The organism is Photobacterium lutimaris (assembly GCF_003025555.1).
In the GTDB taxonomy this organism is placed as follows: Bacteria; Pseudomonadota; Gammaproteobacteria; order Enterobacterales; family Vibrionaceae; genus Photobacterium; species Photobacterium lutimaris.
Map to the genome: position 1 here is coordinate 456,022 of NZ_PYMH01000001.1, position 12,591 is coordinate 468,612.

A 12,591-nucleotide genomic window follows, 5' to 3' on the forward strand; every position below is an offset into this window, starting at 1 on the left:
CTGTTTGCTTTGAGGGTGACCGTCGTAAACGTGTGAATAAAGGGGGGGGGCAAACGGGGAATGGTAGACACTTCCCCGCATCATATACTTATTCTATCCGTTAAGGTTGCTGACCGAGTCCCGGATAATGAGTGCCGGTGTTAATTTGTTGCGTACTGGCTGCTTGTCTTGATTGAGTAATGATAGTACGCCGTTGGCAGCTTCGACCCCCATCTCTTTAACTGGAAAATTCACGGTAGTTAAGCGCGGGCGAATATGCTGACTGTATGTGTCGTTATCGAAGCCAACAACAGAAATATCTTTCCCGATTGCCATACTTCTTTCTGTGCACACATCATATACGGCCAGAGCAATATTATCATTCTGACAAAATATCGCAGTGATCTCACTGTTTCTATCGAGCAGTCTTCTTACCGCTTCATGGTTACCTTCATGGTCGAAGCGTCCTTCAACAATGAGGTTAGCATCATATTTGATTCCGTATTCATTCAGGGCATTACGGTATCCCTGAAGGCGATCGCGGCTGTCAATCTTACTCATTTGACCGGTAATACAAGCGACCTTAGTGTGGCCGTTATCAAGCAAGTGCTTGGTTGCTAGATATCCACCTAACTCATTATCAATACAGATACATTTTTCAGCTAGTTCAGGAATATATCTGTTCAGAATGATGATTGATTCTGTTTGTTTGGCGATGTTTATAAGTTCATCATCCGATAACTTATCGGAGTGAATGATCAGTCCGTCAACTTGTCTTGATTGGAGAAACTGAATTGAGTCTGCTTCTTTATCGTGTGACTCCTGTCCGCTTGTTACAATCAGGTGGAGGTTTTTTTGCCGAACAGTATCTTCGGTCATGTGCATCAGAGGACCATAAAAAGGGCCGTCAAGTGAGCCAACGAGCATTCCTATGCTGTTTGAACGGCTCGATGCAAGAGCTTGGGCAAAAGCATTCGGCTTATAGCCGAGCTTCTCGATTGCAGCAAAAACTTTTGCTCTGTTGGCTTCTTTAACAGTAGGGTGTCCATTTAAGGCTCTGGAAACAGTTGACTGAGAAACTTGTGCCAGTTCAGATACTTCTTTTATTGTAATCAACAGAGATTCCTTAGATGAATGGATTAATTCTTCATAAAACAATACCTTGGCTAAAGTATTAAATGTTCGCTAATAACAGTATGTTACTTTTGAAACCGTTGATAAGATAGATTTTTATCTGATAATTTTGAGCTAAATAACACTTTAAAGCAAGCGCTTTCCTAGAGGCTTAAACAAGCATTTGATATGTAAACTTTTAAAAGTCAGTAGCTTAAGTTGGTGTGGTTAATCTGGGTAGTTAGGTTTGAGTCTTTTCTGGATAGAAAACGCTTGCTAGTAGATTGCTCGCAAGGCTGCTGGCTATTTCCTTCAACCCGATTACGTCAGAACGATACGCAAGCACCGCGTATCGGCATTGGTGGAAAGAGTTTTCTTTGTTTGCGTGATTTGTTGCGCGGGTGTTTAAGTTTTATTTAATATAATCAAGTAATTGTGCTGTTTTTACGTGTATTTACTGGGTGTGATTGGTAGGCGATAGGAATACGGGTTACTTGAGATGGGGAGGGGAGTGATTAGCGTAATGTGATGTATGTCATAAGCATTTTCAGAAATTGGCTGTGTTTTGTGCTTTAAATAGTTAAAAATCATTACCTTAATACCTGTTTTAGTTGTGGTTGCGATTTTTAAGATATAAATATGAACTTGTCGGTGTGTGATTTTGATCTCGTGAAAGCGCTTGCTTTGGTGATAATGATCACTTTATCAATGCATTTTTATCCATATAATTATCATTAAAAGTGGTTAGGGAAGTTAAATACAAGCATTAGCAGCCAAATTGTTCGTTAATTCAACGTTGGTATATAAGGTTAAGCTGTATTTAAAAGACTATCGGCTATTTTTTTACCCCTACAAGAAAGCGCTTTCTTCAATTGCTTTACGGAAGAATCTAGAATAATTATTGGAGTTACAATGAAACTATCGCACCTTTCGCTTGCCTGTTTACTCGCAACATCAACTCTTTCTGTATCTAATATTGCCCATGCTGAAACAGATGATTTTGCTTTTACTGGTTACGCTCGTTACGGTATGCACTATGCAGATAATGGGAACGACTATGTATCTGCAGATGGTCAGCTTGCAGGTAACGCCGCTGGTCGTTTAGGTAATGAAACGAATGGAGGTGAATTCCAGTTTTCTAAAGGCTTTACAGGCGTTAACGACACACAGTGGGATGTCGTATTGATGATGGAAAACTGGTGGAAGTCACCAACGGATTATGGTGATGTTGCACTGAAAAAATTCTATGCTGGTGTTTCTAATGTTTTTGTATCTCAGCCAAATGCATATATTTGGGCCGGTAGAGACTTTCATCAGCGTCCACAGCAGGGGTTGAATGATTACTTTTTCATGACCCATGATGGTCAGGGTGCGGGTATTAAAAACCTAGACCTGGGTAGTGCAATGCTTAACATCGGTTTCGTTGGTCAGACGGGTGAGGGGACTGGTGATAGCGGTAACTATGCACTGACAACTAAGCTGCATGATATTAGCTTGATGGATAACATTACATTAGATATTTATGCCAACTATGGCCTGTCATCTGACAAGGCTTTTGACAAAGAAAATGGCGAAAGAAAGAAAGATGATGCTTACCAAATTGGTACCATCTTCAATATTTACGGCAACAAACTTAGCCTTCGCTATGCAGAGAACGCGGATAATTCGGTTTACAACAAAACGGATGATTTAACAACAATTTACGCGAGTTGGGAGGGGGGGGTATCACTTGGTCAGAACACATCAATGGATTACCAGCTGGCTTACCACAATAATGAAGGTGCTGATGATCTAGCCGATGATCGCACTAACTACAGTGTGATTGTGCGTCCTATGCACTCTTGGAACGATATTCACTCCACATGGCTAGAGGCTGGCTACTCCTTGGTTGATTACGACAATGCTGATGAAAACGCAGCATGGAAAGTGACGCTATCACAGAATATCTCTATTGGTAAGAATGCGTGGGATCGCCCAATGTTACGCTTCTATGCAACAGTAGGTGAAGCAGACAACAAGGTGGCCGGTGATGGTTCCCTAATCACTGGTGACACGACACGTGACACCTTCGCAGTTGGCGCAATGTGGGAAGCATGGTGGTAATCGTAGTTTAGTTAAATAGACAGAGCAGCCAAATACAGGGCTGCTCTTTTTTAAGCTTAACTCAATATAAAGTGGTAATTGTATGCGCCATAATAAAAAAATATTGCCGTGCTTAATTGCATTGGCTCTCATTACCGGATGTAATGATTCAAATAATAGCACTACAAATAATGATTTGATTCAATCTAAAGTTCCTTACTTTGGGGATTGGCCTGCTATTAATAGTGCCATTGAAAAAAATACAGATATTGAAAATAAAATTGTAGAAATATTAGCTCAAATGACTTTAGAAGAAAAAGTTGGTCAGATGATCCAACCAAACCTTCTTGAAGTAACGCCGGAAGAAGCGGCTCAATATAAACTGGGATCATTGCTTAACGGTGGTGGTGCTTGGCCAAATGAGAACAAATATTCGAGCGCGGAAGACTGGGTTCAGGAGGCCGATAAATACTGGCTGGCGCTAGAAGGGGCCTATGAAGATCGCGGTTTCAAGATTCCTTTTATGTGGGCAACTGATGCGGTCCATGGTCACAATAATGTTTTCAAAGCGACAGTTTTCCCGCATAACATTGGTTTGGGTGCGGCAAATAACCCAGACCTCATTTATGAGATTGGTAAAGCAACAGCACTTGAAATTGTGGCAACAGGTCTAGACTGGACATTTGCACCAACGGTTGCCTCACCGCGAGATTATCGTTGGGGGCGTGTTTATGAAGGCTATTCCGAAGACCCAGAAATTATCTATCAATATGCCGGTAAGATGGTTGAAGGTATTCAAGGCGGGGCCGAGGGTCTTGCCGGAGAACGTAATGTCATTTCCAACGTTAAGCACTGGGTGGGTGATGGCGGCACAATGGATGGCGTCGACCGCGGTGAAAATCACTATACAGAAGATTATCTGAGGAATATTCATGCCACAGGGTATTTTGCTGGTTTAAATGCCGGTGCGCAGGTAGTGATGTCCTCGTTTAACTCTTGGCACGGTGAGGAAAATTATGATCAAACTGAAACGGGTGAATACAATAAGAAAATTCATGGCAGTAAATACTTAATCAACGATGTCCTAAAAAACAAGATGGGTTTTGATGGCATAGTGGTTACCGACTGGAATGGCCAGGGCGAAATCAATGGCTGTAGTGCTTCAAATTGTCCTGAAGCCGTCAATGCCGGTAATGATGTGTTTATGGTGACGGAAAACAGTGACTGGAAAGCATTCTACAGTAATGTCATCAGCCAAGTTAACGATGGCACGATTCCAATGGCGCGTATTGATGATGCCGTAAGCCGAATTTTGCGGGTTAAGCTGCGGGCAAACCTGTGGGAAAAACCAATGCCTTCTTTACGCGCACTGGCTGGTCAACAGGAGATACTTGGCTCTGCGGAACACCGTGCCTTGGCTCGTGAAGCTGTTAGTCAGTCCTTGGTGTTGTTGAAGAACCAAGGCGACATCTTACCATTATCAAACGAGCAGCAAATCCTGATTGCGGGTAGTGCCGCTAATGATATTCAGAAGCAGACCGGGGGATGGTCACTCACTTGGCAGGGGAACGAAAATACCATCGAAGATGACTTCCCTGGTGCAACGACGATGCAGATGGCACTTGAGAATGTTGTTGGCGCAGAAAATATCATCACAGATATTGCTGATGCCACCGACAACACCATTGCGGTGGTGGTGATTGGTGAAGATCCTTACGCTGAAATGTTTGGGGATATCAAAGCGAACAAAACCCTAGAGTTTTCTTCACTGAAAGCATCCTACCAAGCTGATTTGAATAAAGTTAAAGAGCTCAAGGCCGCTGGGCTGAAAGTTGTCACCGTGTTTTTCTCTGGTCGACCACTTTATGTCAATGAAGAAATAAATAATTCAGATGCCTTTGTTGCGGCATGGCTTCCGGGTACAGAGGCTGGTGGTATTACCGATGTCTTGTTTAATGAGCAAGACAAGGATTTTACAGGGCGTCTTTCTTACTCTTGGCCGATGAAAAAATGTTCTACAACAATTAACCGTGCTGCGCCGAATATAGAAGACTATGAAACACCGACCACTGAGCAGGATATCACCGGCGAGCACAAGCCTCTTTTCGCCTATGGATATGGTCTGTCTTACACGTCGAGTGATAAATCAGAGTACGATTTAGCGAACTTGCCGCTTGATACGCGTAACTATGGCTGTGGTCAAGAAGCGCCGGATAACGGTATTGCGACCACCAACCTAGAAATTTTCGGCGCCCAATCTGGCGGTGAATTTATTGCTAGAATCGGTGGGCCAGCAAGTGGCTGGGCGGGGATTGCTGTTTCGAATGGCGCTGAAACAACGACCGGCTCCCTAACGACGAAGCCGATCAATTACAAACACCAGCAGGATGCTATTAATGTCACGTTTGACGGCTCTGATGTCGCTCAGGTTTATATGCAAACCATTAATGAGAAGGCTGCGGACAAAAATGCTTACATGAATGCAGACTCAACGTTGCAGTTTGATATTCGAATGCATCAATCTCCAGCAGACGACGTGACACTGGCGATGCACTGTGAGTGGCCATGTCTGGGCGATATTACTATCAATGATGTACTACCGCCGGTGTCGGAAGAGTGGACAACCATGAAGTTCGCCCTGAATTGTTTTGCCGAGGAAGGTATGGAGTTCTCGATGCTAAATACGGCATTTTTAATGACGACCCCTGGCAACATGGAGTTTGATCTCGGTGAAATCCGTTTTGTACCACGCAGCTTAGATATAGCCAGCGACCAAGTTGATTGTGCTGAACTGGCTGAGCCGCCACTACCACCGTTGGATGAAGCTAATGCGGATGTTTGGACAGTGTGGCAACCGAGTGTAACAACATGGCAGACGCGGACTGACTCCTGGGAAGGTATTGATGGTCATGTCATGGTGACAGGGCCCGCAGACAATGATGCCGAGCACATGGTCGAAGCGGCTTATGCCACGGCAAGCCCTGAAATGTATAAGGGAATCGTATTCCTAGAAGGCGAAACTCAGAACTTGGTTAACTATGTTGAATCCGGGGTTCTTGAGTTTGATCTTTATATCGACTCTTATGGTGCTCCTGCTAATGATGAAGAAAACCCAACAGAAGGCTTAGTGATCAAATTGGAGTCGGAGGGGGATACGCGAGGTGATGATTATCCGCTAGCGAAGTATGAAACTGGCTTGTGGCACCATGTGTCAATCGCAGTATCCGATTTGAACAGCGGTACTTTAGACATTGAAAAAGTGAATAAGCCATTTGCTATTCTTCCTATGTGGAATGCGTCTCAAGCTGGCGTTGTATTTAGCTTTAAAAATGTAAGATTCGTTAAGTAAAAGATGACAGCAGGGAGCTTGCTCCCTGCTGTATTTTCCTAGTATGGATACACTTTCTTTCACTACCTCAAGCATTCAATACGTCATTACACCCGAACGATGACTGATATTTTCATGGTTTTTAATTGTATTTTTATTTGTTAAATGAAATGATTAAGATTAACTTTATTTAGTTCAATGCCTTATGGGCTATTTAAGTCGGTTTTTATAGGCTGGTAACTGTAAGCGCTTTCATTTAAGATAAAAGTTAAGATTATTTTTTATAATCTTAACTTTTATCTCAATATCTACTTACGTTCTGAACAAATCAATCCATACCATTTCGCATCAATACAAATTCCTTTGACAGTTTGTTTTTCTGTCACAACTTCGCACCGGTGTGTTACTTGTTTCAGTTTACATGGTTGCTGTATTTCTTTAAGACTTGGTGAGGAATCCTGTACTGCCATGGCAGAAGGAACTGCGATAAATAAAGCAACCGACATAGAAATTAACCATTTCATAAGAGCTCCTATATTACTCGTTGTTGTTTCACTCAATTATAATTTTAGGCTGTTAATTAAATAGCTGCATAAAAATTCATAAAATGAAGGCTGTAACGTAAAAAATATCTTCAATTCATGAACTTGCTAGCTTATTGATGTAAGGCAGAGTTGAAATAATCACTTACTGTATGAAATAAACCCTACATGGTTGTTTTACTCGCGATCAGGTGGCGCTTCTGTGATCTTCGTCACGCACTGGAAATCAAGGCTTTCCTTCGTTATCAATTATGACAATATGTAGATGTTCGATGCATACTATCTTATGGCTCTAAGCCCACGATAATTAAGCGGGCATCGTATAATGGCTATTACCTCAGCCTTCCAAGCTGATGATGCGGGTTCGATTCCCGCTGCCCGCTCCAGTTTCTTCTCTCGGTAAAACCCACATATCTACTTGAAAATTAATGCGCTTAATGGCGTTTTTTGCGTATCTGGTGATTGGCTTTTGATGGTTGCAAATCTGCGTTGTGGCCAACTTGTGACCAGAATGGTGTCTACTGCTCGTTATTTTTATTTAGAAAATTACTGGTTCATAACTTCTAGGCTGTAATCTTTGTTGACGCTGGATGGGCTAGTAACAATAGTCAGACTTCGGTTGTCGTTTCCTAGACCGTCTTCCTCTTGCCATGTTTCATTGTTCCTGGAGACGAAATGAAGTTGCTTAATTTCGATGAGAGAATCTCCCTCATCATTTAAGTATTGTCTCGGACTGACAGTTAATGTGCCTGCTTGTAGGAACTGTTTGGTGGTGACAGACCTTGTATATCCACGTTTACCTTCTAAAGTGGAGCGATATGGAACCTCATAGTGTTTTAGATGCTTAATGACTTTTGTAGACCTGATTGTTGTTGTCTCACTAGTCAATTTACCAAGTTCATTTACTAACTCAGGAAAAGCATATTGAAAAATGTCTGGTAAATGTCCAGCAAGAAATTCTCTACTACCTTTTGCAAACAACCTTATCTCATTACTGATTTTATTTATTTTAGGGTAATTTCCACCAATGAAGCTTAGGCGTGCTATTGAAATCAGGGTTACTGCTTTGTATTGTTCAAATTTATCTTTGTCATATGAAGAACGTAAAAGGGCAGATAGAACAAAGGCAGGAATTGGGTACACACCAAGCTTACCTTTATCGATGATTTTTTTCAGTAAAGTTTGGGGAGTACAGGAAGTAACAATGAGCCTTTTTTGAGCTTCATTTATTAGAAAATTTCTTTCATTGAAATGGATGCCATGCATCGGATTTAATATGTTGCATAGCTTAATCACCTCATCAGCAATAACAGCGTTTTCACTGGCAGAAAACGGAAAGAGCTTTTTAAAGAATGCATCAACATTTCTTGCTTTGAATCTTTCCTCAACCTCTTTCCGGTTTATCGGTGTTCTCCTTGATTAGCATCTCGAAAATAGGTGGTTGAGATTGTGGTTTACAATCCTTGGTGTCTGCTTCTCGATTATTTTGTCGGGCTAACCCGCTGCGTGATAGTGATGTCCACTTGGCTAATTGAGGCTGACTAATTTTATTTTTCTTACTCAAAAATTGAACAATTTCATTGGGTGCAGACTGGTTGAAGTGTCTTCTAAAGGACTCAATGTGTTGAGGCTGTAATGATGATAGGAGAGTACGTGTAACGTTAATCCACGCTTGGAAGCGAATGTCTTCTTCTGTTAAATCGCAGTGAACAATAATTGTACATTTGCTGAAGTCTGTATTTGATAAGTCAAAGCCAAAGAATTCAAATCCTGAAAACACTAGCACTCTGCTTTTTATCTGCTCTACAGCGTGAAGTGTTGAGTATTGATTTAGGGTACGTAATGCGTCAATAGAGAACAGTGTTTTATCGAAGAGAAATGCTTGGCCATTAAAGAAATCAAACGCTGCTTTTGCTGCAGGATGAACGTTGATTGATAACTTTTTCTTGTCCCGTTCAGGTATGATATTGGCCATAATTGCACAATCCTTTGTACAAGAAGTGTACGTTTAGTATACAAAAATAGGTGGCCATTTTTGTGACTAGACCGCAAAAAATGGCATATTATGGGATTTAATGTATGTATTTTTTGTTTGTAAGTCATTGTAATGTATAATATTGTCAAGTTGTGAGGTTCTAATGTCACGGGTGGGTATAATCATTCCAAGCTGATGATTATTAAAGAATCGTCCTCGACTTGATTTTGTTAATCATGATAATGCACACTTATAAAAGCGTAATACATTATTATCTGGAGTAATTTGCTTCATTGTAGGGGAGGACTATGCATTCCATTGACCAAGTGATTTCATTTGTTGCTGTTTACGATTTTGGTTCATACAGTGCTGCAGCCCAAATAAAAAACAAGTCTCGTGCTACGATTCGAGAGCACATTCAATCTTACGAGGATGTGCTTGGCTACGACTTGTTTAAGATTGAAGGTAAAAAAGCTACCCCGACCGAGAATGCCAAGAGGCTTATTAAACGAGCTAGGCTTCTAGTAAGGCAACATGAATCACTCTATGCTCATGGACTTAGCTTGCTTGATAACCCTGTGTCTGAAGTCAATTTGTGTTTCGATACGGTCACTCCGACTTATCTCATTACCGATATTGATGACTATATTAGAATTAAATTTCCCAAGCTGAACATCAATTGGATTCATAGGAATCGGGAGCAGGCATTAGAAGGGCTGCTGTCAGGTGAGTTTGATATTGCTCTATTACCCGCACAGGGGAATGCTGTTATAGATAAAAATGTTACTTGGAATTCGTTAGGTAATGTTTCAATGGGAATTTTCACCAGAAAAAGTTCCCCACTAGCCAGCAACAATAACTTAACAATCGAAGAGCTATTGAATGACATACACTTGTTGAGCGAAGCCCAGGCAGATCTTGATAAAAATATAACAAGTTACAAAATTGCACCTAATGCATGCCTCATCAGTAATAATGATCTGCTTCTAGATCTTCTCTGCAAGAAGGGCTGGGCCCTCATTCCGAAGTTTTATATACAAGCATATGGTCAAAAGGAAAAGCTTGTTGAAATTTTCATGGACGAGCTCAACATCGGGTATAACATCGTACTTAGCAGCTTTTACACCCATGCAAGAGGCCAGGAGGAACCATTTAAGTCTATCCTGAAGTTCGCTAAGGAGAATTTTAGACAGTAAATGGACGGCGCTGCCATCCATATGTGCTTTGTTTGATCATTTTATTAGAAATAAAATCAACTAAACCTAAGAAAATCACGAACTAAGAGTACTTTTAAGTGTTTAGTATGAAAACTTCAACCAAAGCCCTATTGCTAGCATCATTACTTAGCTCATATACAATGGCAGACACTTCCGATAATGAAGCTGTCATTAATCCTGATGATCTGCAAGATGTTACAAAAATAAATCCTCAGGCTGCTTTCTTTGTGACATCGGACTCTGATGTGAGAGTGTCGGGCATTTTTTCTGGGAAATGGAATGATAACACCAATTTTTCTGGCTTTGCCGAAGGGATATTTGGTGACAAATATGGCGAGGATGAGTTTGATACCAAGTACATTGGAGGTCGTGCGCAATATTTTCAGGCCCACGGCTTTGATAACTCATATATTCCAAGAGCTGGTTTCTCGCTGGATCTTGTTCACAAAACACAGCATGGGCTTGATGATACTGTTTTATTCTCTGCAGGCACAGTAATAGCCATTGATAGCCGTTTCACACCAGGCTTCCAGATGTTCCCTAATGTTGCTTACACGACAGGTGAAGTCTTTGGTAAGAGTGCTGATGGTTATTTGGTAAATTTGTTCATGACCAAGCCAATTGGCGATAATGGCGCTTTCATGTTGGCATGGCCAGAATATTTCGACGTGAGTGGTAGCACCGTAGAGCTGGAATCCAAATCACTGAATGTGATATTCCAGACGCCAGTGAAAACCAACTTCGGTCAATGGGTTGTAAGTAAATTTAGTTATAACGAAACTAATGTCACAATGCCTAATGGTACAAAACTCAAGGGTGATGGTGAATTGACTCTTGAGTTGGGTATGAAGTGGTACTTTTAATCACCTTTGACATTCTATTTTCTCGTTAACCACAGAGAAGAAGAGTAAACACAGTAAGATAGCTCTATCCAGGGGCATGCATCCTGTCAATTAATCATGCCTGTGTGGAATTGTAGCTGTTTACAAATACGGGTTGATGATAATTCGGTATTATATAGGGGGAGTGGGATAAAGTTACTGCATAATTAACTGTTCCTAGTACCCCTATAAGATCGATTTCATAATCAAGTCATTCATAATAAACCCATCTTTCCAGTTGGGTAGTGCCTTTTCAGTCCTGATACATGGAGGCGTTTATGGTCCGAGTTTTAATCATGCTTTTGCTCAGTATGATTTCAATAATTGCATTGCTAATCAACATTCCTTATCAAAAGTCTATTCAAACTCATTCAACCGTTAAAACTGACTTCGAGCCCGTTGTAGTTGAAGTGATCAATTATTCCGACGTATTTAGCCACCCATCAATGAGGTAGCGCAATTGCCCAAGGCTGGAACTCTTTCATTGATTGACTGCCGTTGACCACCCGCTCCCTTTTGTTGGTGACGCTGTAAAAATGGCGTATCTTCTTTTTCAGGCTGTGAGGCTTAGCTACCGTCTAGATTGAGTGAATTTCCTAATGGAAAAAGTGGCAATAGTCCGGAATTTTTCGAACCACAAACAAAAGTCTGTAAAAAAGCATGTTAATAAAAAAGGCGGAGATGCTTCGGCTGCTTATTTAAATGTAGTTTAAGTGACGTGACTTATAAACATACAGAAAGGAAGTTTGCTAGTGGGTGTATATTTTCAAAGGCAGATTTTATCTGAATTCGGGTTTCCGGTAGAAGCGGATTTCTTCGGTTCAGTGCTACTGCTGATATCTGAGTTTGCAGAGCTAATGTTGTCAGCAATGAAACAGTCGCGCCCACTAGATGGCCTTGTTTGAAGGAATCGTTTGAAATCATCGAGGGGCAAAATCTGGTTGTTCATGAGTTCGCCCATATTCTCGACCATATGCATGGTCTGTCAGGCAGTACTGCTGCATTACGTGAGGCCTATGAGGTCTATCTCGAAAATATCGAGTCTAAACAGGACGATCTCACCCCAGATTGTGCGACACCGTTGGGTGAGATGGTTGACCATGTCAACACTCATGATGAGACTATGTTACGTCCGCCCGAAGAGTACTTCGCAGTATTAACTGAGCTGTTTTTTACAAACCCGGCAGCAATCTACGACGACTATCCCAATTTATACCGCGAGTTGGTCGGCATCTACGGCCTGAACATGGCCGCGATAATGGGGTCTGCGAATGAAACAATATAGTAAACTTGGTTGTACTTACGGCTTGCTTAAGGTGTTAGGTCTTGATTCTTGCCCTTATGAAATATTTCATGATTTTCGCAATTCAATCTAATCGAGTAATAACACAGCTTCTACCTCATTTATGTCCACCTTCGAGTCAGCCTATTGTCGGCAAGCATCTGCTGCTTATTTCTATGCGTATAATATTTA

At 41.4% G+C, this 12,591-nt stretch carries 10 protein-coding genes and 1 tRNA gene; 7 read left to right on the forward strand and 4 right to left on the reverse strand.

Annotated elements, in window-relative coordinates:
• Positions 1 to 93 precede the first annotated feature (93 nt).
• Positions 94 to 1,095 carry a LacI family DNA-binding transcriptional regulator gene (locus C9I99_RS01770; protein WP_107347125.1) on the reverse strand — a complete coding sequence of 334 codons (1,002 nt, stop codon included), beginning with the start codon at positions 1,093 to 1,095 and terminating at the stop codon, positions 94 to 96.
• A 909-nt stretch (positions 1,096 to 2,004) separates the two neighbouring features.
• On the opposite strand from C9I99_RS01770, the gene C9I99_RS01775 reads away from it, so the two are divergent.
• Together C9I99_RS01775 and C9I99_RS01780 are read left to right on the forward strand one after the other, a co-directional pair.
• A complete protein-coding gene (locus C9I99_RS01775) occupies positions 2,005 to 3,195 on the forward strand; it encodes a carbohydrate porin (protein ID WP_107347126.1) in 1,191 nt (396 codons plus the stop codon).
• 82 nt (positions 3,196 to 3,277) lie between these two features.
• Entirely contained in the window at positions 3,278 to 6,523 is a 3,246-nt protein-coding gene (locus C9I99_RS01780) for a glycoside hydrolase family 3 protein (protein ID WP_107347127.1), read from the forward strand.
• A gap of 287 nt (positions 6,524 to 6,810) precedes the next feature.
• Here C9I99_RS01780 and C9I99_RS01785 read toward each other — a convergent pair whose 3' ends face one another.
• Positions 6,811 to 7,026, reverse strand: coding sequence for a hypothetical protein (locus C9I99_RS01785; protein ID WP_107347128.1), 216 nt, complete (start codon positions 7,024 to 7,026; stop codon positions 6,811 to 6,813).
• A 329-nt stretch (positions 7,027 to 7,355) separates the two neighbouring features.
• Here C9I99_RS01785 and C9I99_RS01790 point away from each other — a divergent pair.
• Positions 7,356 to 7,430 (forward strand) — tRNA-Gly (locus tag C9I99_RS01790).
• Positions 7,431 to 7,590: 160 nt separating this feature from the next.
• On the opposite strand, the gene C9I99_RS01795 is transcribed toward C9I99_RS01790, so the two are convergent.
• Positions 7,591 to 8,310, reverse strand: coding sequence for a hypothetical protein (locus tag C9I99_RS01795; RefSeq protein ID WP_107347129.1), 720 nt, complete (start codon positions 8,308 to 8,310; stop codon positions 7,591 to 7,593).
• 118 nt (positions 8,311 to 8,428) lie between these two features.
• Complete coding sequence (locus C9I99_RS01800; RefSeq protein ID WP_107347130.1) at positions 8,429 to 9,019, reverse strand: hypothetical protein; 591 nt, start codon at positions 9,017 to 9,019, stop codon at positions 8,429 to 8,431.
• Positions 9,020 to 9,327: 308 nt separating this feature from the next.
• Here C9I99_RS01800 and C9I99_RS01805 point away from each other — a divergent pair, with 308 nt between their 5' ends.
• The 4 genes from C9I99_RS01805 to C9I99_RS01815 all read left to right on the forward strand — a co-directional run bounded on the left by C9I99_RS01805 (position 9,328) and on the right by C9I99_RS01815 (position 12,402).
• A complete protein-coding gene (locus C9I99_RS01805) occupies positions 9,328 to 10,215 on the forward strand; it encodes a LysR family transcriptional regulator (protein WP_107347131.1) in 888 nt (295 codons plus the stop codon).
• A gap of 107 nt (positions 10,216 to 10,322) precedes the next feature.
• On the forward strand, positions 10,323 to 11,099 hold the full coding sequence (locus C9I99_RS01810) for a hypothetical protein (protein WP_107347132.1): 777 nt from the start codon (positions 10,323 to 10,325) through the stop codon (positions 11,097 to 11,099).
• A gap of 770 nt (positions 11,100 to 11,869) precedes the next feature.
• Positions 11,870 to 12,022 carry a hypothetical protein gene (locus C9I99_RS27120; RefSeq protein WP_166645349.1) on the forward strand — a complete coding sequence of 51 codons (153 nt, stop codon included), beginning with the start codon at positions 11,870 to 11,872 and terminating at the stop codon, positions 12,020 to 12,022.
• A complete protein-coding gene (locus C9I99_RS01815) occupies positions 12,019 to 12,402 on the forward strand; it encodes a zinc-dependent peptidase (RefSeq protein WP_107347133.1) in 384 nt (127 codons plus the stop codon). Before C9I99_RS27120 ends, C9I99_RS01815 begins: the two co-directional genes overlap by 4 nt.
• Positions 12,403 to 12,591 lie beyond the last annotated feature (189 nt).